At 51.3% G+C, this 24,812-nt stretch carries 23 protein-coding genes and 1 pseudogene; 12 read left to right on the forward strand and 12 right to left on the reverse strand.

The features are described 5' to 3' along the window. The first annotated feature begins 262 nt into the window (after nucleotides 1-262). Nucleotides 263-1,129 (forward strand): DeoR/GlpR family DNA-binding transcription regulator, encoded by an 867-nt coding sequence (locus ACPUC8_RS24510; RefSeq protein WP_039328665.1) that lies wholly within the window; start codon nucleotides 263-265, stop codon nucleotides 1,127-1,129. Between the two features lie 228 nt (nucleotides 1,130-1,357). Further along, the gene (locus ACPUC8_RS24515; RefSeq protein WP_034823502.1) at nucleotides 1,358-1,567 is read left to right on the forward strand and encodes a YMGG-like glycine zipper-containing protein; all 210 of its coding nucleotides are present in this window, start codon (nucleotides 1,358-1,360) and stop codon (nucleotides 1,565-1,567) included. A gap of 71 nt (nucleotides 1,568-1,638) precedes the next feature. Here ACPUC8_RS24515 and ACPUC8_RS24520 read toward each other — a convergent pair whose 3' ends face one another. Further along, nucleotides 1,639-3,009 (reverse strand): amidohydrolase, encoded by a 1,371-nt coding sequence (locus tag ACPUC8_RS24520; protein ID WP_494927639.1) that lies wholly within the window; start codon nucleotides 3,007-3,009, stop codon nucleotides 1,639-1,641. Nucleotides 3,010-3,928: 919 nt separating this feature from the next. Here ACPUC8_RS24520 and ACPUC8_RS24525 point away from each other — a divergent pair. From ACPUC8_RS24525 to ACPUC8_RS24545, 5 genes are all read left to right on the forward strand, one after another. Beyond that, entirely contained in the window at nucleotides 3,929-5,371 is a 1,443-nt protein-coding gene (locus ACPUC8_RS24525; RefSeq protein WP_039328663.1) for a cytochrome ubiquinol oxidase subunit I, read from the forward strand. A 17-nt stretch (nucleotides 5,372-5,388) separates the two neighbouring features. After that, the gene (locus ACPUC8_RS24530; protein ID WP_494927640.1) at nucleotides 5,389-6,435 is read left to right on the forward strand and encodes a cytochrome d ubiquinol oxidase subunit II; all 1,047 of its coding nucleotides are present in this window, start codon (nucleotides 5,389-5,391) and stop codon (nucleotides 6,433-6,435) included. A gap of 7 nt (nucleotides 6,436-6,442) precedes the next feature. Then, nucleotides 6,443-8,203: a thiol reductant ABC exporter subunit CydD gene (cydD, locus tag ACPUC8_RS24535; protein ID WP_494927641.1), complete on the forward strand. Its 1,761-nt coding sequence runs from the start codon at nucleotides 6,443-6,445 to the stop codon at nucleotides 8,201-8,203. After that, the gene (gene cydC / locus ACPUC8_RS24540; protein ID WP_494927642.1) at nucleotides 8,200-9,846 is read left to right on the forward strand and encodes a thiol reductant ABC exporter subunit CydC; all 1,647 of its coding nucleotides are present in this window, start codon (nucleotides 8,200-8,202) and stop codon (nucleotides 9,844-9,846) included. Before cydD ends, cydC begins: the two co-directional genes overlap by 4 nt. A 111-nt stretch (nucleotides 9,847-9,957) precedes the next feature. Continuing rightward, nucleotides 9,958-10,128, forward strand: coding sequence for a YlcI/YnfO family protein (locus tag ACPUC8_RS24545; RefSeq protein ID WP_071885740.1), 171 nt, complete (start codon nucleotides 9,958-9,960; stop codon nucleotides 10,126-10,128). A gap of 341 nt (nucleotides 10,129-10,469) precedes the next feature. Here ACPUC8_RS24545 and ACPUC8_RS24550 read toward each other — a convergent pair whose 3' ends face one another. The 5 genes and pseudogenes from ACPUC8_RS24550 to ACPUC8_RS24570 all read right to left on the reverse strand — a co-directional run bounded on the left by ACPUC8_RS24550 (nucleotide 10,470) and on the right by ACPUC8_RS24570 (nucleotide 13,595). Then, nucleotides 10,470-10,991 (reverse strand): hypothetical protein, encoded by a 522-nt coding sequence (locus ACPUC8_RS24550; protein WP_494927643.1) that lies wholly within the window; start codon nucleotides 10,989-10,991, stop codon nucleotides 10,470-10,472. Between the two features lie 85 nt (nucleotides 10,992-11,076). Then, on the reverse strand, nucleotides 11,077-11,280 hold the full coding sequence (locus ACPUC8_RS24555; RefSeq protein ID WP_494927644.1) for a helix-turn-helix domain-containing protein: 204 nt from the start codon (nucleotides 11,278-11,280) through the stop codon (nucleotides 11,077-11,079). Next, nucleotides 11,280-11,837 (reverse strand): hypothetical protein, encoded by a 558-nt coding sequence (locus ACPUC8_RS24560; RefSeq protein ID WP_494927645.1) that lies wholly within the window; start codon nucleotides 11,835-11,837, stop codon nucleotides 11,280-11,282. Before ACPUC8_RS24560 ends, ACPUC8_RS24555 begins: the two co-directional genes overlap by 1 nt. A gap of 426 nt (nucleotides 11,838-12,263) precedes the next feature. Next, a pseudogene (locus ACPUC8_RS24565) lies at nucleotides 12,264-12,923 on the reverse strand (ISNCY family transposase); the annotation flags it as partial. Nucleotides 12,924-13,292: 369 nt separating this feature from the next. Then, on the reverse strand, nucleotides 13,293-13,595 hold the full coding sequence (locus ACPUC8_RS24570) for a hypothetical protein (RefSeq protein WP_156138033.1): 303 nt from the start codon (nucleotides 13,593-13,595) through the stop codon (nucleotides 13,293-13,295). A gap of 237 nt (nucleotides 13,596-13,832) precedes the next feature. On the opposite strand from ACPUC8_RS24570, the gene ACPUC8_RS24575 reads away from it, so the two are divergent. Then, on the forward strand, nucleotides 13,833-14,492 hold the full coding sequence (locus ACPUC8_RS24575) for a DUF1345 domain-containing protein (RefSeq protein WP_039328686.1): 660 nt from the start codon (nucleotides 13,833-13,835) through the stop codon (nucleotides 14,490-14,492). Here the strand turns inward: ACPUC8_RS24575 and ACPUC8_RS24580 are convergent. Then, nucleotides 14,489-14,797: a hypothetical protein gene (locus ACPUC8_RS24580; protein WP_039328659.1), complete on the reverse strand. Its 309-nt coding sequence runs from the start codon at nucleotides 14,795-14,797 to the stop codon at nucleotides 14,489-14,491. The genes ACPUC8_RS24575 and ACPUC8_RS24580 overlap by 4 nt on opposite strands. A gap of 110 nt (nucleotides 14,798-14,907) precedes the next feature. Between ACPUC8_RS24580 and ACPUC8_RS24585 the strand changes: the two genes are divergently transcribed. Together ACPUC8_RS24585 and ACPUC8_RS24590 are read left to right on the forward strand one after the other, a co-directional pair. Next, nucleotides 14,908-15,186, forward strand: a complete 279-nt coding sequence (locus tag ACPUC8_RS24585; protein ID WP_039328657.1) for a VF530 family protein — start codon at nucleotides 14,908-14,910, stop codon at nucleotides 15,184-15,186. Nucleotides 15,187-15,377: 191 nt separating this feature from the next. Then, nucleotides 15,378-16,808 carry a purine-cytosine permease family protein gene (locus ACPUC8_RS24590; RefSeq protein ID WP_039328655.1) on the forward strand — a complete coding sequence of 477 codons (1,431 nt, stop codon included), beginning with the start codon at nucleotides 15,378-15,380 and terminating at the stop codon, nucleotides 16,806-16,808. 37 nt (nucleotides 16,809-16,845) lie between these two features. Here the strand turns inward: ACPUC8_RS24590 and ACPUC8_RS24595 are convergent, their stop codons facing one another. From ACPUC8_RS24595 to ACPUC8_RS24610, 4 genes are all read right to left on the reverse strand, one after another. Next, a complete protein-coding gene (locus tag ACPUC8_RS24595) occupies nucleotides 16,846-17,397 on the reverse strand; it encodes a YbhB/YbcL family Raf kinase inhibitor-like protein (protein ID WP_039328654.1) in 552 nt (183 codons plus the stop codon). A gap of 76 nt (nucleotides 17,398-17,473) precedes the next feature. After that, nucleotides 17,474-19,573 carry an FUSC family protein gene (locus ACPUC8_RS24600; protein WP_039328653.1) on the reverse strand — a complete coding sequence of 700 codons (2,100 nt, stop codon included), beginning with the start codon at nucleotides 19,571-19,573 and terminating at the stop codon, nucleotides 17,474-17,476. A gap of 350 nt (nucleotides 19,574-19,923) precedes the next feature. Next, on the reverse strand, nucleotides 19,924-21,039 hold the full coding sequence (locus tag ACPUC8_RS24605) for a lactonase family protein (RefSeq protein WP_494927646.1): 1,116 nt from the start codon (nucleotides 21,037-21,039) through the stop codon (nucleotides 19,924-19,926). A 248-nt stretch (nucleotides 21,040-21,287) separates the two neighbouring features. After that, on the reverse strand, nucleotides 21,288-21,539 hold the full coding sequence (locus ACPUC8_RS24610; protein WP_052205924.1) for a helix-turn-helix domain-containing protein: 252 nt from the start codon (nucleotides 21,537-21,539) through the stop codon (nucleotides 21,288-21,290). Between the two features lie 127 nt (nucleotides 21,540-21,666). On the opposite strand from ACPUC8_RS24610, the gene curA reads away from it, so the two are divergent. Then, nucleotides 21,667-22,698: an NADPH-dependent curcumin/dihydrocurcumin reductase gene (curA, locus tag ACPUC8_RS24615; protein ID WP_039328650.1), complete on the forward strand. Its 1,032-nt coding sequence runs from the start codon at nucleotides 21,667-21,669 to the stop codon at nucleotides 22,696-22,698. 310 nt (nucleotides 22,699-23,008) lie between these two features. On the opposite strand, the gene rluF is transcribed toward curA, so the two are convergent. Next, the gene (gene rluF, locus ACPUC8_RS24620) at nucleotides 23,009-23,890 is read right to left on the reverse strand and encodes a 23S rRNA pseudouridine(2604) synthase RluF (protein WP_494927647.1); all 882 of its coding nucleotides are present in this window, start codon (nucleotides 23,888-23,890) and stop codon (nucleotides 23,009-23,011) included. A gap of 190 nt (nucleotides 23,891-24,080) precedes the next feature. Here rluF and ACPUC8_RS24625 point away from each other — a divergent pair, with 190 nt between their 5' ends. Then, nucleotides 24,081-24,794 carry an HPP family protein gene (locus ACPUC8_RS24625; RefSeq protein ID WP_039328648.1) on the forward strand — a complete coding sequence of 238 codons (714 nt, stop codon included), beginning with the start codon at nucleotides 24,081-24,083 and terminating at the stop codon, nucleotides 24,792-24,794. Nucleotides 24,795-24,812: the final 18 nt, after the last annotated feature.

A 24,812-nucleotide genomic window follows, 5' to 3' on the forward strand; every position in this document is an offset into this window, starting at 1 on the left:
AAAAAGCTGCTGCAGCTGGCTTATGGAGTGCTGAAATCAGGCCGCCCGTTCGATGCAGAAATATGTCTTGCCAGGTAACTGGCAAGACGGTATCTACAACGTTGGGTGCGCATGATGCGCACCTGGTTCCGGCATGAGTTGTAGAGTGCCCATTTATGCGCACTGAGTTCCTCGCATTAAATGCAGTTTGTTTGCAAAAAGCCCATTTCCGCGTTGTAATCATGACGAACCCGCATTTCTGCATCACTTTCCCGGACGAAACATGGCGCACAACCCGCAGGACTCTTCTCTAAACGTATTTATGGCCGAACCCTTACCCAGCGATAGCCGACAGGCGCGACAACTGGCGCGGCGCCAGCTGATTGCAGAAGCGGTTATGGCAGAAGGTGCGATTCGTATTGAAGATATCACTGAGCGTTTCGGCATCAGCCTGATGACCGCGCACCGTGATATTGATGAGATGGTCGAGCGCGGGTTACTGCATAAATCACGCGGCGTGGTGTCAGCCACCTCAACCAGCCTGGTTGAATCCAGTGATATTTATCGCGCCACACGTCAGTTGGAAGAGAAGCAGGCGATTGCCGAAGTGGCCGCCAGCTATCTTGAGCCTGGGCAGGCGATTTTTCTCGATGATTCCACCACGGTGCTGCAGATGGCGCGTTTATTATCTGCCCGAGCGCCTCTTACCGTGATCACCAACTCACTGACGCTGATGAATGAGCTTCGTAATGGGCGAGACATCACACTGATGGGGTTGGGAGGGCAGTTTTATCACTGGTGTAACGCCTTTATGGGGCGGATGACGCGTGAGGAAATCGCCAGCCTGCGCGCCGATGTGTTTTTCGTCAGTATGTCGGCAATTATCGATGATGCGGTATTCCACCAATCTGCTGAAACCGTGGAAACCAAACGCGCGATGTTTGATGCCGCGCAAAAACGCATTCTGATGATGGATAACACCAAATTTGAACGCCGGGCGCTGCACCGTTTTGCTCACCTCAGCGAGTTTGATGTGGTGATTGTTAATCAGGGCACACCGGTTCCCATTTTGCGTCGCCTGCAAGATCTCGGGGTAAACGTGGTGGTTGCGCCAATGAAGAGCAGTTATATCCCGCACGAAGAACAGTAACTTCCCACACCGTACGGCGCGGCCTACGAGAGCCTCAGGCACTGAAATGCCTGGCTTTTCGCCGCTTCGCCAGTACCGTCTTAAAATAGGAATTTTTACCTATCCCCGTTTTCGATTTCGCCATAAATTAGCGCCGACGAGCAGTGCAAGCCGCCAATGTCCTGGCGCCTTAACAACAATCAAATTAAAACAATGACATTCCATTGAATAATGGTAATGAGGATTTCGATGCTTTTAAAACGCAGCTGCAGTATCGCCATTGTCGCATTAGTGTGTTTGTCCGTCACCGCTTGCGGTATGTCGCATCGTGGCCGTAATACCGCGATTGGTGCAGGTGTCGGTGCAGTCGGTGGTGCCGTATTAACCGGTGGCAGCACCTTCGGTACTTTAGGTGGCGCGGCTATCGGCGGTTTAATCGGACACGAAGTCAGCCGCTAATGTTTAATTCCGCCGCGCAGATTTTGCGCGGCGGAATATACCTGTCACATCTCTCTCTTCATTCCCTGCAATTACACCTTCGCAAGGCTACCAAATACCTGCTTACCGTTATGGAATGTCGCCACCACTGGCGCAACATGGGCGACGGCTTCAGCCGAACAACTGGCTGCGACCAGCATCATGGTTGCCGTATCCTGCGCTTTTGGCCATTGCTGCTCCCCTTGGCTGTTCAGCGGTAACACCTCATTAGTGGCAATACCCAGCGCACGACTCAGTGAAAATTCATCTGGCCCACGGTAGAGCTGTGAATAGACGTTGGCTTTTTCCAGCATGCTACCACTGCCAAACGGCTGCCAGTGGTCGGCAATGGTATCGGTGCCTGACCACACGGGAATCCCTGCAGCGCGCAGTTGCGGCAATGGCATGATGACGCGCCCAATCGGTACTGTGGTGGCAATGCTGAACTGCTGCTCCTTCAGTTCCTCAATCATCGCATCCAGCTCTTTACCCGAGAGTGTGCCTAAAGCGAATGCGTGGCTGATCGTCACTTTACCTTTCAGCTGCGGATTTTCACGCACCGTTTTCAGCATGTAACGGATCGCCGCCACGCCGTGGGGTTCGGTTTCATGCAGGTGAATATCAATTGGGGCAGCAAAATCCAGTGCGATGCTGAACATGGTATCAAGCGACTTCTCCATCGCGCCGTCCACATTGGTGGGGTCCAGCCCGCCGACATAGTTAGCCCCCATCTTCATTGCCTCACGCATCATGCCTTCGGCATGTGAGCGCAACAGGCCGTGCTGAGGAAAGGCAACAATCCTGGCACTGAAATCGCTACGATGACTGGCAATGGCTTGCTGGAGATGGGCTAAACCCTCCAGCTTGCTGATCGGGTCTATGTTGCAGTGGCTGCGCGCTTCGGTACTGCCTTTCGCTTGCAGCAGGCCAATCAGCTTTTCCGCACGCATCTCAGAGGTTGGCACCAGCTCCGGCAGGATCTGCTCTTCCTGATGGATCATATCGATAACGCTTTTACGCGGCAGCGGGGCGCGCCAGCCTTCACCATAGAAGGTTTTATCGAGATGAATGTGCATATCTCGCGTGGCGGGCAGCAGAATGTGCCCACCGGCATCCCAGACCGGAAGAGGGCTGCTCACCCCCGAGGCATGGATCGCGGCGATACGGTCACCGTTGATTTCAACATCATATAAGCCGGTACGGGTCGCGGTGATGACATCCTGCTTACGAATGAATCCTTCTTCGAGGCGGACATTGCGCAGCAGGTAATGGCTGACATTAATCGAACTATGATTTTCCGGCACACAGGTTTGTGCCGCGGACGCACGGCTGACTAAGCCTGTGCCAAGCAAAGTGCCTGCAGCGGTTAACTTGATGCCAGAAGTGAGAAAGTCACGGCGATTGCCGGCAGATAAGAGGCTCATGTTTTATCTCCTTGTAGGGGAGATTTACCCTAAAGAAGCAGGTAGCGCTGTGCTGTGATTTTTTCCACTGATGGCTATGGGGAAAAGTAATGATGCCGGAGGAAGCAGGAGTGTGAGGGGGACATTTATCAATGTGCGCACAGTGTGACTTAATTGTTGCGCATTGGTGTCTTTAAATTAACGTATATAATAAATTAATTACATGACTGTGAAAAATTCACAAGGTAATAATTGTTCCTTGTCTGTTAAATTAATTAACACCCGCTGTTATAGAAAAATATCAAACGATCCATTGTTAATTATCTGTGTCATTAATGTTGAGTGGGTGTCTCAATAATTTGTCACTCAGATAAACAATGCTGCATAATGACTATTGTTGTTATTAGCCATGCACTTATCTAAGTCGTCTAAACTTGTTTCATATCAATGAAATTTTATGTTATTGAAATTAAATAAAAAAATCCAAATCCGCTTGTGTGTGACTCTTCGCAACACATTGATTTAACTGCAATCAAAACCCGACCAGGAAACTCCCATTAGCTTTTTGTTACAAGTTACCCCTGTAATTGGGGTGCCTTTGTGTAAGTGAGAATATAGAATAATTTACAGAAGTTTTCTTATCTCGAGCATGTTCCATCGCTTATTTCTGTGAGTTTCACCTGCCAACAATCAGTTCACATTGTTGATTGTTTATTTGTGCTCATTCAGAGGTAAGCACCGCAGTGGATATTATATTTTTCAGCCAACCCCTGTCTGGAAAATATACTGTCGGTTGCGGATCGTAGATAAGTGGAAGACGACAGTGTGACACCTTTTCTACTTGTTATGCCTGAGCTTGGCTCATCTCACTTGTATGACAAGAGAAACGGCGCTGCGTTGCCGTTAACTAACACGGTCACTCATATATAAGAAGATAGTCATGTTAAGTAACGATCTTACATCGCTGATCACGCGCATAGACTTCGCGCTAATTTCATCTATTCACATCATTTTTCCTCCGCTAACCATCGGCCTGGCAGCACTGCTGTTCTTTTCAGAGTTGATGTGGGTCCGTAAGCAGGATGAGAAGTGGTATCGACTGTGTCGCTTTTTTGAAAAGCTGTTCATCGTTAACTTCGGTGCGGGTGTCGCCACCGGCGTCACCATGGAGATGGCCTTTGGTATTCTTTATGGTCGCTTCTCTCAGGCTGCCGGTCCTTTCTTCGGCCAGGTTTTAGGCTACGAGACCATTACGGCCTTTATGTATGAAGCCGGATTCATCGGTCTGATGATTTTTGGCTGGGGCAAAATCAGCCGTGGCATGCACCTCTTTGCCACCTTCAACGTTGCGCTCTCTTCAACGCTTTCTGCCATGTGGATTCTGGTCGCCAACTCGTGGATGCAAACCCCGACGGGCGTTGAGCTGCACAATGGCATCTTCATTGTCACGGACTGGTTGGGTGCACTGTTTAACCCGAATGCGCGCAGTGCTTTCCCGCACATGCTGTTGGCCAGTTTTGAGCTGTCGCTTTGTTTTGTGGTGGCAACCTGTGCGTGGTTCGTATTGAAGCAGCGCCATGTTGAACTGTTCCTGAGACCGCTGAAATACGCGCTGGTGGCACTGGCGGTGGTCGCTGCGGCACAGATTTATATGGGTGACGTCTTGGGTGAAGATACTCTTGAGCATAAGCCTGCAGCGCTGGCTGCAATGGAAGGTCATTACGACACCTATGATGCTAACGGTAACGTTAACAGTGCCTGGCACATCCTCGGCTGGCCAAACAAAGAAGGCACCGGTCTGGCGTGGTCTCTTGATATTCCGCACGGCCTGAGCCTGATTGAAACCAAAACCTGGAATGGTCCGGTGAAAGGTTTGAACAGCTTTGCGAAAGATGAACAGCCGCCTGTCGTTTTACCGTTCTACGCTTTCCGTGTGATGTCCGGTGCAGCAGCTGCGATTCTGGCCGTTGCGGTTTGGGGGCTGTGGTTAATGGCACGTCGTCGTATGACGGTTGAACTCGCGCCACGCAATAAGCTGTTCCTGTTACTGGCAGTCGTTATGGTGGTTCTGCCTTACCTGGCGGTGATTGGTGGCTGGTGGACGCGTGAAATTGGACGCCAACCGTGGATCGTGTACGGCCTGATGCGCACCGAAGATGGTATGAGCGCGATGACCTTAGGTCTGGCTATCTTCTGGCTGGTGGGCTTCGCCATCTTCGAAACGGCCGTCGTGGCGGGAACCATCTGGTTCCTGGCGAAGGTGGTGCGTAACGGACCGGACTTGACCAGCAAAATACCGGGCGAAGGGCATGAACATCTGGGGCACCTTGAGATGCCAGCCAGTGGTCACGCTGATCATCCTGAATACATCCGTCCGGTTTAAGGGGAGCAGAGACACTCATGGACATTAATTCTTCACAGCATTTCCTGATCATCGCGTGGTGGTTGGCATTTGGCATCAGCGTTCTTTTATATATCGCGCTGGATGGCGCGGACTTGGGCGCAGGGATCTTCTCGCTGTTCGTGCGTGACCATGATGAACGTGGCGCGATCATGGCGGCGATGGCAGGGACCTGGGATGCCAACGAGACGTGGCTGATCGTCGCCGGGGGTATCATGTTCGGTACTTTCCCGTTTGTGTACGGTTCCGCGTTTAGCTATTTGATGGTGCCGATGGCGCTGGTGTTATGGGGCATTATGTCCCGCGCAGTCGCGCTGGAGTTCCGCCACCTTGCGTCACCATTCTGGCAGAAATTTTCAGATGGCATTTTCGGTGTCGCCAGTCTGGCGGTGACCTTCTTTGGTGGTATGAGTGTCGGTGCCATCTTGCAAGGTTTTGGTCTGGACCACCCAACCCAAGGCGTTCCTCACTATATCGGCGGTGCGTTCAGCTTTGTCTCTGCCTTCTCCATCTGGACGGGTGTGGCTTCCTGTGTCGCCATGACGTTAGCGGGTGTTCTGTTTGTCCGTGCTCGTTTTGAAAAAAATGAGCCAATCCGTCAGGATGCCGCGCGTTGGACGGCGGTAATCTTCTGGCTGGCAATTGCTGCAGTTGTGATTACCTGGGTGTGGAGTGCGGTGCTGTTCGACTGGGCGCGTGCTAAGTGGTTCGGCCCACACTTCTGGATCTGGGGCCTGTTTGGTCTGCTTGCGCTCTACTGCATTGAGCAGGTGCGTCGTGACACCCTGAAAGACAAAGATTTCGCTGCCGTGCTGTGGTTCAATGCTGCCGCTGTGATTCTCGGTTTCGGCATGCTGATCACCATGTTCCCGTATATTGTTCCGGGCACATGGACCATCTGGGATGGCGCAAGTCCTCAGGTTTCAATGATCACCTTCACCATGACCATGGGCGGTTTTGTTCCGGTCATGCTGATGTACAACTGGTATCAGATCTGGGTATTCCGCGGCCGTATTTCTAAACTGGTCGGTCACGGGGGGCACTAAGCGCATCATGTCTGCTAGTCCTCCTCCTAGTGGAATAGCAGCCCGGCTGGCTGAACGGTGGCTTTCGAGCCTCCGTCGCCAGGCGGGCGGTTTATTTTCACTATCCATCAGTATGGCGGCACTCAATGCCATACTGATGATTGCACAGTGTTGGCTCCTTGCCTGGCTGATTAATCAAGTGGTCATGCACGGTACGCGCTTTACTGGGTTGATGCCTTTCCTGTGGTTGCTGCCTCTCGTGATGTTGTTGCGAGCCGGGGTGGAAGTATTACGTCAGGGATTTGCTTTTGAAGCTTCAGCGCGTATCCGCCAAGGGTTGCGCGGTATGTTACTGGACCGTATTGCAGCGCTGGGCCCAGCCTGGAGTCAGAACCAACGCACCGGCAGCATCGCCAACTCACTTGGCGAGGGCGTCGAAGCCATCGAAGCCTATTTCTCCGGTTTTCTTCCGCAAAAAATCATCATCGGCATTGTGCCGCTGGCCATTCTGGTCGCGCTATTTCCTTTTGACTGGGTATCCGGTCTGATCATGCTGATCACCGCACCGCTAGTTCCGCTGTTTATGATTGTGGTGGGTAAGGGCGCGGAGAAGATGAGCCTCAAGCAGTGGCATAAACTCAGCCTAATGAGTGCCCACTTCTTTGACGTGATCGCCGGTTTGACTACGCTGCGCCAGACCAATGCCGCACGCCGCCAGGCGAACATTATTGCGGCGATTTCTGACAGCTATCGTCAAACCACCATGAAGGTGCTGCGCCTGGCCTTCCTCTCTTCTCTGGTACTGGAGTTTTTCGCCACCATCAGCACCGCCATGGTGGCCGTGTACGTTGGGTTCCGTCTATTCTATGGCGAGATGAGTTTTCTGCCCGGTTTGTTTGCATTGTTGTTGGCACCGGAATTCTTCCGCCCACTGCGCGATCTGGGTACGCACTATCATGCGCGTATGGATGCCATCGGCGCGACAGAAGGGTTCCTGGCGATCCTGAATGCTGAACTGCCTGCGTCTGCACAGGGCAAAGCATTACTCTCCGCGCAACCGCGTGAAATCAGCATCGAGGGTGTGAGCTATCAGTATGAAGAGGGCGGCGGCGTAACGGATATCTCCTTCACATTGCGCCGTGGCGAAACGCTGGCGATTGTCGGGAGCAGCGGGGCAGGCAAAACCACGTTATCGCGCTTACTGCTGGGCTTTATCACGCCAGCCTCAGGACGCATCGTTATCGACGGTTGCGACCTTTCATCACTGGATCTCGCCGCATGGCAGCAACACTTGGGCTGGCTGCCGCAGCGGCCGACGCTGTTTGCCGGTTCGATTACTGAAAATATCCTGTTATCGCGTCCAGATATCAGCCGTGAAGCCATCGAGTCCTCGACGCAACTGGCACAGGCTGAAAGTTTTATCCAGACGCTGCCCGGGGGGTATGACTACACCGTAGGAGATGGCGGGCAAGGGTTATCTGGTGGTCAGATTCAGCGTATTGCGATGGCCCGTACGGTGTTGAACTCGCCCCCGATTGTGATCCTCGATGAGCCGACGGTGGCACTAGACCGCCATACGGCACAGCAGATGATTGTGGCAATGCGTGACCAACTACCCGAGACAGCAAGTTTGATTATTACCCACGATACCGAAATCGCGTCGACGGCTGACAGGGTGATTGTTCTGGAGCGTGGTCGAGTGATCGAATTCGGTACTCCGCAGGCATTGCGCGACCAGGCTGGCGTATTCGCTGAGCTTGAGCGGCTGCAAAAAGGAGCGCTCTCATGAATGATCTCTGGCATCTCTTGCGCCTCGCGCGACCATGGCGTTTACGCATGGCAATAGGCGTTTTACTCTCCGTCATTGTGATTATCTCCAACGTTGCGCTGCTCGCTTTGTCTGGTTGGTTCATCACCTCAATGGCACTGGCTGGCGTGGGCTCACTGGCGCTGGAGTTCTTTACTCCGGCAGCCGCGATCCGCGGTCTTGCCGTATTACGCACCTTCGCGCGATATCTGGAAAGGCTGGTCACGCACGATGCCACACTGCGGCTGTTGTCTGTGTTGCGCGTCTGGTTCTATCAGCAAGTGGCTCCGCTGGCACCTGCTCGATTGCAGGATTTCCGTGAAGGGGATGTTCTGACGCGTTTCCGGTCAGACATTGATAGTCTCGACAACTTCTATCTGCGCATCTTAACGCCGGCGATTTCAGGGTTGATCTCGGCCATCATCATTCTGGCGGGGCTGTACTGGTTTTCACCTACCGTAGCCTTGATTGATGCCATGGTGTTGATACTTGCCGGGGTGATTGTGCCTTATATTGTCGCATCGTTAACCAGAACCAGTGGCAACAAGATTGCTGTGGGCCGTTCGGCAGTGCAGGCGGCCTCCACTGATTTGATGCGTGGTCTGGGAGAGTTGCAGGTTGTTGGGGCTGTCAGCCATCAAACCGACCATTTGCGTCAACTTTCTCAGCAATTGATTGGTGCACAACGTCAGCAAGCGTGGATGAGTGCCAGTGGCGGGGCGGTCTGCGCATTGATGGGACAACTTGGGTTGTTCATCGCCTTCGTGCTGTTATTCGCTCCCGGACAGTCGGGCGGACTGACGCCAAGTGAGATCGTCATGTTGCTGTTCACGGTGCTCGCCAGCACTGAAGCGGTGGCCGGATTGCCTGCCGCCTTCGCGGCACTGGGCACGACACGCGAAGCGGCGCGCCGTCTGTTCTCGATGACGGAACTGACACCCGCGATCGTGTTGCCGGAAACCTGTACGCTGCCAGAGAGCAGCGAATTGACTTTCGCATCGGTGACCATGCGCTATGCGCCAGAGGCACCAACGGTATTGGATAAGCTGAGTTTCACGGTGCCCGTTGGCCACTGTTTGGCAGTTCTTGGCCCAAGCGGCGCGGGAAAAACGACGATTCTGAATCTGGTGCAAGGGTTCTGGGACAGTAACGACGGCGAGGTGTTGATAGGTGGGCATCCAGTCAGTTCGCTTTCTGAAGCGACATTGCGTCAGATGATCTCCGTCGTCAGCCAAAAGACCTATCTGTTCAATGCGTCTATTCGTGACAACCTGCGTCTGGTTTCGCCTGATGCAGATGATGATGCGTTGTGGGATGCACTGACTCGCGCCGCCTTAGCTGACGAAATCCGTCGCTTCCCGCAGGGACTGGATGCCATGGCAGGAGAATTAGGTGTACGCCTGTCTGGCGGCCAGGCTCGCAGAATGGGAATTGCCCGCGCGTATCTCTCAGATGCACCCATTGTTCTGTTGGATGAACCGACCGAAGGGCTGGACGCGGTCAATACCGAGTTAGTCCTGAAGAGTTTAAAAGAGCTGATTAAGGGTAAAACCACATTGTTGGTCACCCATCAGATCCAGCCGCTGTCGCTCGCCGATAGTCGGTTACTGCTTGATATTCAATAACAAGGGCAGGGATCTGAGGTTTGTAAGATTGAATGTTTGCTCGGGGGAGACCCGAGCCATTTTCATCAATACAACAATAAATTTAGTGAGACAACTGACCAGGGATAAATCATGGATAAAATGACAAATGCCAAAACCCGACGAAAACATATTCGTTTTCCTCATCTGCTGATTGATCAGATTGAAGAGAGTATGAAACTGGAAAACAGCCAAAACTTTTCAGCTTGGGTGGTAGAGGCCTGCCGTTTGAAAGCGCGGGAAGCCAATAGCGGAAAGAAGTAATTAAACATTGTCCCATCAGTGGCACGTCTTTATCGCGAGAGGTGTTGCTGATGGGGCCCGGGAGATGTCTGCCTCAACAGTTAGCCTTAAGCGACCCATCAACGATGCCGCGTATTTAATGACTCAGTTCAGCACAATACAGGCTGCTTTCTCTATAGAAAACAGCCTGTATTGTGCTTACTTCTAAGGTAGAGTGTGCTCAATAGCTGATAGAGAAGGGCGTATCCGTAAACTCTTTGCAGGGCTGAAGCAACAAAACCGCCCAAGGGTGGTTTTATCTGAAACAAGTGGTTCTGCTACGCAGAACCAGAACGAACCCAGATTTTTCCTGTCAGGTTATCTTAAAAGCCCACGCTGAAACCCAGATTGAACATCCCTCTGTCACGCTCTCTGAAATCAGCGTGTTCATACCCCATTTGAATGCCGGTGTATTCATTCATGCTGATAAACAAATTCACGCCTCTCATTAATCCGTATTGGCTTTCACGGCCTGTATTTTTACTGCTATGATCCCCGCCTTTTATCGCGGACAGATAGGATGCCCCCAGATAGGAGGATACGGTGATATATTCATTAATTTCCAGGTATGGCCCAATGCCTGCACTGTAATAAGGCGGATGCGCGTGCATTATTAATCCGTCTGTCTCTTCCTTGTTATGACGCCCGGTGGATCTGCCGTTCAGCATCAGACCTGCATCATCTATTCTGCTGTGCAGATAGAAGTTATTTACTCCGGATGTTTCATTTTTATAGAGATTTTTAATTAACCGGTTATTTTCGATGCTACTCCGGTCTTCTGCATTGGAAAAGCAGAACGGAGAATACAGTATCAAAGAAACGCGTATAATTATCCTGTAAAGCATAGCATAACTCCCTGCGACAGGCTTTATGCGCACTTATTAAAATGCGCAGCATGTTGATTTGGTTTTTCAGCTAAAAATGCAGGTATTAATCTTTGTATTTGATTATGTCGCCGGGCTGGCAATTAAGCTGCCGGCAGATTTCATCCAGGGTACTGAATCTGATAGCCCGGGCCTTTCCTGTTTTTAAAATGGACAGGTTTGCCTCAGTTATCTGAATCATCACTGCAAATTCCTTCGAGCTTATACCTCTTTCCTTAAGCAGCCTGTCAAGGTCAATATAGATGGCCATTATATTACGAGCTCATTATCTTCATGAATAAATTTAGCAAGCGAAATTATCCGGGCCATAACGAAAAGGCCGAAGCCAATAATAATTTTTAAGATGTGCGTGCTTTCAATCTGGAGGATGAAACTGCCAACGGATATGCCTGCAGAAATCATACTCTGGCTGACCCCTTCCAGAAGAGCGCGCTGAGAAAACTGTAGCTCAGCTATTCCTCCGGCTCCCCACAGTATAAAAACAACACCGGAAATATTTATCAGAAACACAATTTTTGAGGAGAAAAAGTTTCCCTTTCTGACCTCGCCCAGAATAAAGAAAATGAGTGATAACAGTAGTATACTGAACATATCATTCGCATACTGGATCCACGCCGGGGCAGGCACTGCATACTGAAGTATCTCTGCCGTTTCGAAGCCGGTATCAGTTTCATGAAGTAAACCGGAGAAGAGCAGGCTGGCAGCCGCTATTGAAATGACAGAAACCACGATGAGGCTTCTGAGTACGAAGCATAATCTGGCCAGACTTTTCAGCGGCTGTGATGAAAGAAAGAACTCTGCAAACATATGGCACCTCCTTGATTATTGTTATTCGATAATACACGGAATTTATCGAATAACAATAATCCACGGACTTTCTGTTTGGACATCATTTAGCGTCACCGGAAGGTTGTCTGCCAGATCCTTTAGGAAAAAAACACAATAATTCATAGCGTTATTCAATATTTTGTTCATAAACAGTCTTCCTCATCAGGGCTATCTGTCACGCCAGTTCCTGCCGATAAGTGTTAACCAGATCCCCTTTCTGCCGCATCGGGACCGGGATACACGGCGCCCCGGCACTGCAAAGCGCAAAGTAGCAGTCCATCAGCCTGACGCTGGCGCGCAAAACAGGCCGCGCCGTTGACGGGACATACGCGGCGATCTGGATGAATGCATGTCTGAATGCGCAAAATGTAAAACCGCGAGTAAAATGCGAGCCTGTTCGCCAGTCAGCCCCTTTGCAACCCGCTTGTTATCTACGATCGCACCCTGGTCAACTTCAGACAGCCGGTCGTAGGCAGAGTAGGGAAGTACCGTGCCGTGACTCCTGAGTTCGACGCGACCATCCGGGTACTGCCAGGCATCCAGGTATTTACCCATTGCGCGGCGGCTGTCATCGTTATCCTCAAGCAGCAACAGCATTTTATCGTAGCGGACCGTCAGCGCTTTCGAAACCTTGCGCGGTTCACGCCAGGTAAATATCTGGTTCAGGTTGTCGTCTGCATCGAGCGGACGGTGCACGTCAAAATCATGCCTTGGTGCCTTCGCGAAACGCCGGTTGTAGTCCGCCATAAACTCAGCGGCAAAGGCGTTAGCCGCGTCAGGCGTACTGATGTCACGCAGCCTGAGTTCCTTGACCAGTCGGTACTGTAACGTGAGATGCGCACGCTCCACACGGCCCTTGGCAGAGCTGGTGTTGGCGCAGATGCCGGTGATGTTCAGCTCGTTCATCGCGCGACCGAACTGCGTTTGACCGTCGCCGCCAGCCGCATTCCTGTTGTTAATGCGGAACACGCTGGCCTTGTCGCTGTAAAACGCCAGCGGCTTGCCGTGCTGCTCCAGGTAGCCGCGCGTGGCTTCAAAGTAGGTGAACGTGGACTCGGAGCGGACTCGCGATAACGCGCTAACAGACGCCGACAGTGCAGATCCGTTATGCCAAGTCGTTGTGATGCAAGCGAGGTTGTAAGCCGGGCATCAATGACGTCCTGCAGGATCTTGAGGCGGTTAACTTCGTTCATCGTGAAAAACTCCGCACCAGAAGCCGCCATAGCAGGTTCCTCAGCAGGTAGCCCGAAGCGGCCAGGTAAGTTTAGCTCAGAACGGCCAGGACAGCTTTGCTTCTATATTAAAAGTGCGCATAATCATGATTATGTTAAATAAGGTATCTGGTACGCACTCATCACTGGCTCACGACATTCCCTGCCATCACTTACTCTCCGTCCTGATGCTGTTCTCTCTTGTTTCTGCCACCACTCGTCATCATCTGAACCCCTCCGTGATATCCATCAACCACTTCCCGTAACGTCGTATCCGTTCGATGGTTGTTTCCAGCACGACGGCATATCGTGGGCGTGCAACAGGCTTAACGCAATTGATCCCTCTTTCCGTTAGCGCCTTCCCGGCTGCTAACCTCACTTGAAAGACATAATCATTTTTCGCCAGATATTGTAATGCCTCAATGCTGCGTGGATCAGCGCATGTCTTTATTTCCTTTATGAGATTCAATCGCTTATGGAAATCTGTCTTATCTTTCAGAATCGTTTCCACTTCATCAAACTGCACGGCCACCTTCACTAAGCCTATAAACACGGCGTCGCTACGCAAATCCTTGCGGGTAAAGTCTCACGTGTATCTACAGAATTCACGTAGACGCGTCTCAAATGAAGCCTATTTATCACTCATTTTGTCAGATTTCGCCGTCACGTCATGTTCGTCACCAGAATCGATCCCGCGTTAACCTGGCTAAGCCAACAATCGTCTACAGTTAAGATACTCAATCTCTGGGAAATTATGCTCGCCATGCCCTTTTCTCTTATGCCTCATCTTTTCGCGCGCCTGCGCCTGCTTATCTCCGTTGCGGCCGGGATCGTCTGCTATTTGCTACTCCCTGCACAATTGGGCGAAATGCAGCGATTACTGATTGGCTGGAATGTGCTGGCCTGGCTCTATTTATGGTTTCTTTGGTTCCGGATGTTGCGCACTGACTCAGGGGAAATCAAACGTATTGCCAGGATGCAGGACCAAAGTGCGGCGCTGGTACTGGGTATGGTGATCTTGGCTTGTATGGTCAGTATTGTGGCCATTATGAGTGAGTTGCCCACATTGAAAAGCCTGCATGGTACGCCCAAAATATTGCATTTGGTGCTGACAGCGATGACGCTGATTGTTTCATGGGCGTTGCTACCTAGCTCTTTTGCCATGCACTACGCCCATCAACATTACCTGCGGAAAAGTGACAACGTCACACCGATGATCTTCCCTGAAAAACCCGATGACCCCAATTACTGGGATTTTCTCTACTTCTCCTTCACCATCGCGGTCGCCTCACAAACCGCCGATGTGGCAACGGGCACCACTGAGATGCGCAAACTGGCCCTGCTTCAATCCGTGATCTCGTTTATCTTCAATCTGGCCATTCTTGGATTATCCGTGAATGTCGGCGCCGGGTTACTGAGCTAACGGCGGCCCTTAATCACCGAGGCCGACCAGCTAAAATCACTGACCTCACTCGCCGATTGTGCTTCAGGTTTTTTACGACGAGTGGGCGTTTTCTTGGCTTTGTCGGCTTTCGCTTTCTCTTTGGCCAGCTTGAGGCTCATAACCTGTTGGCGCGCTTCGGCGGTGTACTCTTTTTCTTTCTTCGCGTCAGGCTCTTTACCGCTGCGCAGCCGATGTTTTTGCATCAGCCCTTTGAAAATCTCATCCACTTCTCCTCGCTCAGCCTCATTAAACTGATCGATTGAAATCATTTTCTTGTCGCTCATTGCGTCTGTTCCTGTGATAAATGGCCCGACCTCAGTTTACATCATTGCTGCAAGCTCGGCTTTCTTGTAACCTTGCCCGCCAATCTCTCGCCTGTAAACAAGGATTCATCATGACCGCACACCCTTCTAAAGATCCGCTGCACGGCGTGACGCTGGAGATGATCGTGAATGCACTCGTGGCCCGCTACGGTTGGGATGAACTCGGCAAGCTGATCAATATCAACTGTTTTAAAAACGACCCCAGCGTCAAATCCAGCCTGAAATTTTTGCGCCGCACGCCGTGGGCTCGCGCGGAAGTTGAAGCCCTGTACCTCGATTCACTGGATCAACCCGCAGACAACAATGAGGAAGCAGCAGGATTTAACCCATGGACCGAGGGCCGTAAATAACGCAAGGCACTACGCATGCCATTCGATTAGCAACCTTGCCAGCGTCATCACATTTTCCAATGACCCGCCGCCTTGTAACTTCACATCTCGCATGACAATATCGGCACATGTATATACATGTATCTTCAATTGCATTCACACCACACTAACAATAAAGCCCCTGTCGCGTTCATTGTTTCAGCGAGGAAACTATGTCAACCGAATCACCTGCAGCAGACTATAAAGGCACTGACAAACAAAGCCTGACAGAAACCCGTTCTATCGATTACATCCCGTTGCACGAACGTCATGGCCACCCTTTCAGCCAGTTCACACTCTGGTTTGGCGGAAACTTACAAATCACCGCGATTGTCACTGGTGCGCTGGCCGTGGTGCTGGGTGGCGATGTGGTATGGTCGCTGATCGGTTTACTGGTTGGGCAGATCGTTGGTGCAGCCATCATGTCATTACACGCCGTTCAGGGCCCACGCCTCGGTTTACCGCAAATGATCACCAGCCGCATGCAGTTCGGCGTGTTTGGCGCAGTGATTCCCTTGGTACTGGTGTGCATAATGTATGTGGGCTTTTCCGCAAGCGGTACCGTGTTAGCCGGGCAAGCATTAGCGAAGCTGATCAACGTCAGCAATGCGGCTGGCATGATCCTGTTTAGCGCCATTATTGTCGTGATCGCGGTACTGGGCTATCGCGTAATTCACAAGCTGGGTAAAGTGGCCAGTGTGATTGGGGTACTGGCTTTTGCCTACCTGTTCATCACCTTGCTCTCTACACATGATTTGTCAGGGGTTTGGCAGAATCAGCACTTCACCCTCGCCAATTTCCTGTTGGCCGTTTCGCTGTCATCCTCCTGGCAAATCGCCTTTTGCCCTTATGTGTCGGACTACTCGCGCTATCTTCCGGCTGATGTCTCAGCCAGGAAGCTGTTTAGCTCCGTGTTCTTTGGCACCGTATTGGGTACTCAGGCGTCCATGAGCTTGGGCGTGATTGTTGCCGCAATTGCCGGGAAAGCTTTTTCAGGTAACGAAGTGGGCTACATCGTCGGCTTGGGCAGTACAGCTACCATGGCGATGGTGATCTATTTCGCCATCTGCTTCGGCAAAATCACTTTTACTACGCTTAACGCTTACGGCAGTTTTATGTCACTCACCACCATTGTTTCTGGCTTCCGCCAGCAAACCTCGCTCAGCCGAGGGAGCCGCATACTGTTTGTGGTGCTGATGGTGACGGTGGCTTGCATCATCGCGCTGATCAGTGAACCGGCCTTCCTGAAATCCTTCACGCATTTCCTGTTGTTCCTGCTCGCTTTCTTCGTGCCATGGAGCGCCATTAGCCTGACTGATTTCTATCTCATCACCAAAGGCAAGGTCGATGTCCCTGCGCTGTCACAGCCCAATGGCCGTTACGGTCGCTGGAACTGGACGGGTATCACGGTTTACTTCCTGGGCGTGCTGGTGCAGTTGCCTTTTATCGACAACCCCTTGCACCATGGTTCGTTAACCTGGATTTTCGCCGGCAATGATGTGTCGTGGATTATCGGTTGGTTTGTCACTGCACTGCTGTGGCTGGCGGCAAGTCGCTGGGATCGTCGTGGAAAATTAGTACGTTCAGTCTACCCGTTTGAGTGACATTGTCACGGCCGCCCAATGTGGCGGCCGTTCTGCATTACTTATCGTTGGTAAACTTGCCAATCAGCGTTGCTCCGCCTAAGGCATGCCCCTTCAATTTTGCTATCAGCTCATCATGCGTCAGGCCAGCCGGTAGCTGATTAACGGGCAAATCGGTCGCAACCAGTACAAAGTTGTAGTTATGCATACCACTCCCTACCGGTGGACAAGGTCCATAATAGCTTGTGGTGCCAGGTGAGTTTTTACCACCGGTATAACCCACTCCTTTGCTCAATTCACCTTGCGCAAACTGACTGCGATCGGCCGCAATGTTATAGGCTACCATGTGCGTCACACCCAACCCTTTACCGCCTACCGGGTCCGTGAGCACCAGAGCAAAACTGCGGGTTCCCGTCGGTACATTTGACCAACTCAATGCCGGGGACACATTGTCGCCGGTGCAGGATGGATTGTTTTTGTTGTTGCCCGCGAAGGTCTTGTTCAGCACCGCACTGTCATTAAAATCTGACGATTGTAGTGTAAACACCGGGGCAGCCATCACGGCTCCGGGTAGTAGCGCCAACAATAAAATCGGTTTCAACCTAACCATCATTCACTCCTGTTGATGAAAAATCAGTCACGGGAACAAGTATATAGCCTGATTGTGTCGCTGCTGCTTTTATCGCTTAGTAGGCGCGCTGGCGATAGTCCTGCAGTTGCATCATCTCGATTTGGCGTGGTGTTGCCACCGGCCACGACTGTTGCGGGTACAAATAAAGCCGGATGCTGAACAGATGGAAAAGTGGCGTCAGCAAGCTGTCATCGCGCTTCGCCAGTCGCTCCAGCAATAACAGTAGAAGATCCAATTCATCCAGCAGATCCTGGTGCGGCGGTGTTTGTAGTGATTTAAGGCGACGCTTAAGAAACAGCGCCAGCTCATGAAACATCTGGCCACTGTCCAACTGGTATTTAGCCAACAGATCTTTATGGCGTGCGTAATAATCGAAACTGTTTACCCCCAACCAAACCTCGGTGAGTAACATGCCAGCAGTTGACATGTCGGGCTGCGGATCGAGTCGCAGGCGTGGTAGCACCACATTGACCTTGTCCAACATCAGGCTGATAAATCGCTGCCGTCCAAGCAGCGACGAACCGTTACGTTCCAGCTCTTTGATGAAACGCAGTAGCTCCCGTAATCCCTGACGCACTGCACGTCGCGCCGTCCAGGACGGTCTTTTGTTACGCATTAATACCGTGACAATCACCGCAAACAGTACGCCCGTTAACGAAGCGATGGCATTGTTGATTAGCAGTACCAAGTCAGGCTTGAGGTGATGCCCTAAACCGATAAAACCGGGGATTTGGATCGCTACGCTAATCCCAATCATGTTGGTTGAGGGGCGCGCAATCATTAGTCCTAACACTAACAAGCCCGGCGCGAGACAGATGATCAAGGCTTCAAACGAGGTCGCCTGTGGTATCAGTAACGCCACGTAAATCACGCTAATAAAAATGGCGACGATGACACCTCGCACAAATAACTTCATCGAGGTAAGTGGTGTGTCCATGCTGGCGAACAATGAACTTAAGATCGCTGCCATTACCGGTGCGGAGGCACCATCATGCCAACCGGTGCCGATCCACAGCAGGCATGATCCAAAGATGGCGCAAAAAGCCGTTAATGCAGAGAGCCGTATCAGCCCCTTATCATAGAAACGATGCGTTCGCTTGCCGCGAGCTGGCGTGGTATCCCCTGAGAGATCGCTGACCAACCCGCCCACACTTTGATAAGCACCGGCAATGCGCACGAAATCGGCCATGCGCTCCAGTAGTCCGGTTAGCAGCATGCAGTGTTCAGTCGGCAAATCACCGTTGCGCCATGCGGCGTTGATATCACTTTGACAACGACTGAGTTCCAGTTGAATACCGCTGGTTTCGCCTACCGCTTCACCATCGTTGAGCCAATGCAAAAACAGCCTGAAAGCCACGGCTACGTTGTCTGGGAACGCAATCTGCTGCGCCGACAACCGCTGCAGGCGCATTTCAATCGCCGTCAGGGTTGGGATCAAATAGGACAGATGTTGATACTGTACGCTTACAAGACGGATCAATCGCCTTGCTGCATCACCTTCATACACACAGTGGGTGATCAGCATTTCCACCTGCTGGGGGTTGGTGGCCATACGCGTCAGAATCTCATCGCGCTCTGGTGATTTATCGCTGGGAATACCTGAAAACAGGTCATTGCATAGCTTACGCGCATTGAGATACCACTGGCTGACGCTCTGCTCCAGCAAACTGCGCATAGAGACCGGGAACAGTAAGGCATGCACCAGGCTGCTGCATAGCGTACCCACCGCAATTTCTTCGATACGGGATAACACGGTATTGGTGATCGCCATCGGCGTCATGACTTCAGGAAAACCCATGATGGCGGCACTGTAGCCAGCCAGCATAAAGACATAGCTTTTGGGCGTGCGGTCATGTAACGACAAATAGAGACAAACACTTACCCACAGCGAAATAGACAGGCTAAACAGCAGCGGATGTTCAACGGTGAGCGGGAACACAAAGAAGACAAATACGCCACCCAGCAAGGTGCCAAGCATACGGAACAAGGATTTAGAGATCGTCGATGCTGAGTAGAGTTGGGAGGCAATAAATACGGTAGTAATTGCCCAAGCCGGTTTATCCAGATTGAGTTCCAGTGAGAGATACAGTGCCAGAAAGGCAGCCAGACAGGTTTTTACAGCAAAAAAAACGGCGTTTTTTGAAAACCACTGCATGACAGTATTGAGACCAAACCAGCTTAAGTGCGGCGTATCCTGACAGAATAATATTTCTGCTCACGGCGATAAATATGTCAAATTATTACATCATCGAAAATGGTGTTTTAACCTCGCAATCGATATCAGGATAATTATTAAGGTTTACTTATGTTCTTTAATCTAAAAAACCTTAGTTTTGGCGAATCCCTCTGATTTATATAGGCTTTTAAATGCAGATGGTTATCAGCACCATAAATGTGTTCTGGATCACACTTTTAAAAATAACCCTAACAATAACAACGGCTCCATAAAAACATTTCGCGCAATCTGGCGCAGTCTCCTGCGCCAGATCATCGCGAAGTCGACATTCAGTCACTGACTATCGTCACCCAGTTTGCATCTCCGCCTGCCGGTGCTTCACCAACGCGTTTTAGCGCCCCGCTTTCCGCATCGATGTCATAGCTGCCGGTCACCTGGCTTTTCTCACCGCTGGCAACAAGCCAACGTCCATCCTGAGTAATCGCAAAGCTACGTGGCTGTTTTTCTACTGGCCAGCTGCCAATCAGCGTGAGTTTTCCATCCGCGCTATTCACGCGATAGCCGGTTAAGGTGCTACTGGTACGTTCGCTGACATAGAGAAAACGCCCGTTGGGAGTGAGATGAATATCCGCCGACCAAATGCGTGGCGTGGTGTCACTGTATCCAGCTGGGCGTTCGTGACCGTGTTGCAATTTATACTCTGCGGCCACAGCATTAGGTGTCTCACCGACTTTAGACAGCTCACCCTGCTCATTTCGGCGGAACTGCGTGATGATGCCGCCCATTTCACCCACGTTATAGAGGTAACGTTGGTCCGGTGATAACACCGAGTGGCGTGGGCCGTTTTCTGCTTCAGTTTTGACGTAACCATTCGCCAGTGCGCTGAGTTCACCCTCGGAACTCAGTTTTAGTTGCAGCACGCGATCGGTACCGAGATTGCCGACATAGGCGGTTTGCCCTGCATCATCAACAATCACCGAATGCGCTGCATGGCCCGTTTTATAACTGCCCACCGGTGGCGCGATTATCTTGCCATCTTTTGCCAGGCGATAGACATGTACCACATCACCGTCATAAGAGGCACCGAGTAAAAAATGCCCTTGTTTGTCGGTGCTGATATAGGGATAGCTCGCTGCAGCAGCGACTTCGCCGGTTTTACTGAGATCGCCCGTAGCGCGATCGATGTGCCAGCTCACCAGTTTTAACGGTTTGCTGCGAATAGCGGCGTATAAATGCTGGCTGTCAGCACTGAGTGCCATCGGCATGACTTTGCCCCCTGCTGGCGTTCGACCGAGCAGTTGCAAAGCGCCAGTTTGATCATTCAAGGTATAGCGCGCGATAGTGCCGTCGTCCGCTTCTGAAACATAGACAAAGGTTTTAGCCAGCAACGGTGTGCTGAGCGTCATCGCCGCCAATATAGTCGCGGCCTGTAAAGCTTTTTTCATTTCATCCTCTCCACGCACCTGTATTGGCACCGCAATAGGTATAGTCAGCTGATTTAAAAGCCGTTATGTGAGATTGCCTGAGACCGGCTGTGCGCTTGTACAAGCTTTGAATTTATTCAAGGGGTTATGAAATTTGGCGTAGAGAAGTTTAGTGTGGGTTTGTGCGCTGGCTCACTGGGAAGAAGTATGCTCCCCAGCGTGTTCAGAGTAAGGAGTCTGTCTTGCGTTTTTTTGGGCGTTTCACATCATCAGTCATCGCTAAACAACGCCTCTAGTTCATCTAACTGCGGAATGCCCGCTGACTGCACGGTAAGCTTTAACCCAAGTGTATTGAGGTATAAGGTCAATACTTTCAAAGATCCTGAGTAATGGCCATTTTCTATCTGAGAGATAACCGTTCGGTGTATCCCCGCATAGGTTCCAGCTGTGGCTTGTGTCCAGCCGTTGGCCTTACGCTTCTCTTGGCACTTCTTCCCGATTTCACGCATACCTGGCAACATAGGCCCTCAAATGTTGTTATATAGCAACATAAAGCCAATAATGAACCTTTTGTTATTATATAGCAACACTGCCATCTGACTTTGCATCAACTACACTTGCCTTATCGAACACTACTATGAGGTTTACATGCCACAACCAACACAGGTAAATCACGCTTGGCTACTCGCCTCACGCCCTCACGGCGAACCGACAAAAGAGAATTTCAGGCTAGTTGAACAGCCCATCCCTGCCTTAAAACAGGGTGAGATGCTGCTGCGTACCGCGTATTTGTCACTTGACCCTTACATGCGTGGACGTATGGATGACAGCAAGTCTTATGCGGCCCCGGCACAACTCGACCAACCTATGGTGGGCGGCACCGTGTCTCAGGTGACGGAATCATTGCATCCTGATTTCAACGTTGGCGATTGGGTAGTCGCAGGCAGTGGCTGGCAGAGTTATGCCGTGTCCGATGGCAGTGGCGTGAGTAAAATCGGCGACCTTCCCCATCCTTCCTGGGCGTTAGGGATTCTGGGTATGCCCGGATTTACCGCCTATATGGGTTTAATGGACATTGGACAACCCAAAGACGGTGAAACATTGGTGGTGGCGGCGGCAACCGGACCCGTTGGCGCAACAGTTGGACAGCTCGGGAAATTAAAAGGCTGCCATGTGGTGGGTGTTGCGGGTGGTGAAGAGAAGTGCCGCTACGCAATTGAAACCCTCGGTTTCTCGGCCTGCCTTGATCATCATAAAGAAGATTTCGCTGAGCAACTCGCAGCAGCTTGTCCTGATGGCATTGATATCTATTTTGAAAACGTTGGCGGTAAAGTGTTTGATGCGGTCTTCCCGTTACTCAATACCGCTGCGCGCGTACCGGTTTGTGGGCTGGTTTCGACTTACAACACACGCAACGCTCCGACGGAAGGCCCCGATCGCACCCCACAGATCCTTGGCAGCATATTAAAACGCCGCATCCGCCTACAAGGATTCATCATTTTTCAGGATTACGGTGATCGATATCCAGAATTTCTACAGGCAATGACGCCTTTAGTTGAGCAGAAAAAAATTCACTATCGCGAACACATGATTGAAGGCCTGGAGAATGCGCCGCAGGCATTCTTTGATATGCTGAAAGGTAAGAACTTCGGCAAAACAGTCATTAAGGTTGCCGGTTAGTAGCGATGAAAGCCGGCTGTTTCAACTGATTCAACCGGCGTAATGGACATTCACTTTTGCCTGGTCTGTGGCATGAGCAGTTCAGAAAGGATTTGACTGCGCTGCTGGGTAGAGAGCCAAAACAGGCGTGGAACCCAAGCGGGTCGAGTTTGAACTGCGTATAGGCATTGCATCTCTTTTAACCATTGTGCGTTATTCATTGTTTCCTCCTTTGTTATGAAAAGTATGGAGGCATAAAACCGGAACAAATAGTGAGGTGTTTAAAATTACTGTTCCGGGTTTATGTATTCAATCAAATAACACTGAGAAACTAGCGCCCTTTCTTTTTACGACCGGGTTGGGTAAAGCGCTGACGTCCAGCAGGCTTACCCGCCGCTTTCTCGCTCTGTTTAGGTCCGTTAGAGCTGGGTTTCTTCGCCGCCGTGGCCGGTTTTTTCTTAGCCTGACTTTTCTGTGTTTTTTGATCTTCTGAAGAGGAGTCTTCAATCAGCTTAAATAAGTCAATCAGCTCATCATCAGTAAGATCGCGCCACTCACCCAGCGGAATCCCCTTGAGGCTGACGTTCATAATGCGTGTGCGCTCAAGTTTGGTGACTTCAAAACCAAAGTGCTTGGTCATACGGCGAATTTGACGGTTTAAACCCTGTACCAAAATAATGCGGAATACAAAGGTCGACTCTTTCTTCACTTTGCATTTTTTGGTCACCGTACCCAGCATCGGCACACCGGCTGCCATCCCGGCGATAAATTCATCGGTGATAGGTTTATCAACCGTGACCACGTACTCTTTTTCGTGATTATTGCCAGCACGCAGGATTTTATTGACCAAATCACCGTGGTTGGTCAGAAAAATCAGGCCCTGCGAATCTTTATCCAGGCGACCAATCGGGAACACGCGTTTACTGTGGTTAACGAAATCACCAATATTATCGCGCTCGCCTTCTTCCATGGTGGTAATAATGCCCACCGGTTTGTTAAGCGCGATCAGTACCAGGTCTTCTTCGTTGCGCGGTTCGATCAACTGCCCGTTAACCTTCACTTCATCCCCGGCGAACACCTGCGCACCCACCGCGGCGCGTTTACCGTTAATAAAAACGTTGCCTTGTTCGATGTAGCGATCGGCGTCACGGCGTGAGCAGATTCCGCTCTCGCTGATATATTTGTTCAGGCGCGTGGATGAGTTGGGCAGCATGGATCCTCCGAAAAAAAACGGACTATACAGCAACCTTAGACGTTGTGTAAGCCACTGTTAACCATCACTGCATTGATGGGCATTTTAATCACCAAACCGTAACAACACACTAACAGTGTGGTTGCTCCTGACGAATCGATCAGCGACAATCGCCATCCATCGTTTTTTCTTATGACAGAGTAATTCCACTATGACAGCCAGATGGCTCCTCTCGCTGCGAACTCTTCTCGCGCGTCTCTGGCCGCATCCGCTTCCCGTGGCCAAAAAGCAGATGGCGATAGCCAGTTTTGGTGCAGGCCTTGGATTAATGATCACCAGCCTGATCAGCCACAAGTTGCTCGGCGAGGTGAACCTCTGGTTTGTTGCCCCAATGGGCGCTTCCGCAGTATTGCTTTTCGGTTTGCCCAACAGTCCATTGGCACAGCCATGGTCGATTGTCGGTGGGAATCTGGTTGCAGGATTGATCGGTGTGACCACGGCGATGTATGTTCCTTACCCCGCTTTGGCCTGCGGCATTGCCGCTTCACTGGCGATTGCCGTGATGTTTCAACTGCGCTGCTTACATCCACCCAGCGGCGCAGTGGCGTTGACGGCAATTCTTGGCGGCAGCGGGGTGCAACAACTGGGCTACCACTTCATTCTCACACCGGTATTGTTGAACTCTTTGTGTCTGGCGCTGCTGGCCGTGCTGTTTAACAATCTTGCTGGCCGACGTTATCCTCACCCGCTGGCGGCGAGTGAATCCAAGCCTCAACCGATTGCTTTGGAGGTCCCTATTACGCGCGCCGACCTGCACCAAGCGCTGGAGGGAGGCCAATTGCTCGATATTGATGAGGACGATTTGCAGCAGTTACTACAGCGAGCAGAAGAGATCGCCAGATGCCGGCAACAGCAAGGTGAATAATTTTAAGAGCCGGGCGCG

The organism is Pantoea sp. CFCC18177, from assembly GCF_059412425.1.

What these genes read in the sequence shown, in the direction of transcription:
- ACPUC8_RS24510 (WP_039328665.1), top strand. Translation starts at nt 263, where the DNA reads ATGGCGCACAACCCGCAGGACTCTTCTCTAAACGTATTTATGGCCGAA.
- ACPUC8_RS24515 (WP_034823502.1), top strand. Translation starts at nt 1,358, where the DNA reads ATGCTTTTAAAACGCAGCTGCAGTATCGCCATTGTCGCATTAGTGTGT.
- ACPUC8_RS24520 (WP_494927639.1), bottom strand. Translation starts at nt 3,009, where the DNA reads ATGAGCCTCTTATCTGCCGGCAATCGCCGTGACTTTCTCACTTCTGGC.
- ACPUC8_RS24525 (WP_039328663.1), top strand. Translation starts at nt 3,929, where the DNA reads ATGTTAAGTAACGATCTTACATCGCTGATCACGCGCATAGACTTCGCG.
- ACPUC8_RS24530 (WP_494927640.1), top strand. Translation starts at nt 5,389, where the DNA reads ATGGACATTAATTCTTCACAGCATTTCCTGATCATCGCGTGGTGGTTG.
- cydD (WP_494927641.1), top strand. Translation starts at nt 6,443, where the DNA reads ATGTCTGCTAGTCCTCCTCCTAGTGGAATAGCAGCCCGGCTGGCTGAA.
- cydC (WP_494927642.1), top strand. Translation starts at nt 8,200, where the DNA reads ATGAATGATCTCTGGCATCTCTTGCGCCTCGCGCGACCATGGCGTTTA.
- ACPUC8_RS24545 (WP_071885740.1), top strand. Translation starts at nt 9,958, where the DNA reads ATGGATAAAATGACAAATGCCAAAACCCGACGAAAACATATTCGTTTT.
- ACPUC8_RS24550 (WP_494927643.1), bottom strand. Translation starts at nt 10,991, where the DNA reads ATGCTTTACAGGATAATTATACGCGTTTCTTTGATACTGTATTCTCCG.
- ACPUC8_RS24555 (WP_494927644.1), bottom strand. Translation starts at nt 11,280, where the DNA reads ATGGCCATCTATATTGACCTTGACAGGCTGCTTAAGGAAAGAGGTATA.
- ACPUC8_RS24560 (WP_494927645.1), bottom strand. Translation starts at nt 11,837, where the DNA reads ATGTTTGCAGAGTTCTTTCTTTCATCACAGCCGCTGAAAAGTCTGGCC.
- ACPUC8_RS24575 (WP_039328686.1), top strand. Translation starts at nt 13,833, where the DNA reads ATGCCCTTTTCTCTTATGCCTCATCTTTTCGCGCGCCTGCGCCTGCTT.
- ACPUC8_RS24580 (WP_039328659.1), bottom strand. Translation starts at nt 14,797, where the DNA reads ATGAGCGACAAGAAAATGATTTCAATCGATCAGTTTAATGAGGCTGAG.
- ACPUC8_RS24585 (WP_039328657.1), top strand. Translation starts at nt 14,908, where the DNA reads ATGACCGCACACCCTTCTAAAGATCCGCTGCACGGCGTGACGCTGGAG.
- ACPUC8_RS24590 (WP_039328655.1), top strand. Translation starts at nt 15,378, where the DNA reads ATGTCAACCGAATCACCTGCAGCAGACTATAAAGGCACTGACAAACAA.
- ACPUC8_RS24595 (WP_039328654.1), bottom strand. Translation starts at nt 17,397, where the DNA reads ATGGTTAGGTTGAAACCGATTTTATTGTTGGCGCTACTACCCGGAGCC.
- ACPUC8_RS24600 (WP_039328653.1), bottom strand. Translation starts at nt 19,573, where the DNA reads ATGCAGTGGTTTTCAAAAAACGCCGTTTTTTTTGCTGTAAAAACCTGT.
- ACPUC8_RS24605 (WP_494927646.1), bottom strand. Translation starts at nt 21,039, where the DNA reads ATGAAAAAAGCTTTACAGGCCGCGACTATATTGGCGGCGATGACGCTC.
- ACPUC8_RS24610 (WP_052205924.1), bottom strand. Translation starts at nt 21,539, where the DNA reads ATGTTGCCAGGTATGCGTGAAATCGGGAAGAAGTGCCAAGAGAAGCGT.
- curA (WP_039328650.1), top strand. Translation starts at nt 21,667, where the DNA reads ATGCCACAACCAACACAGGTAAATCACGCTTGGCTACTCGCCTCACGC.
- rluF (WP_494927647.1), bottom strand. Translation starts at nt 23,890, where the DNA reads ATGCTGCCCAACTCATCCACGCGCCTGAACAAATATATCAGCGAGAGC.
- ACPUC8_RS24625 (WP_039328648.1), top strand. Translation starts at nt 24,081, where the DNA reads ATGACAGCCAGATGGCTCCTCTCGCTGCGAACTCTTCTCGCGCGTCTC.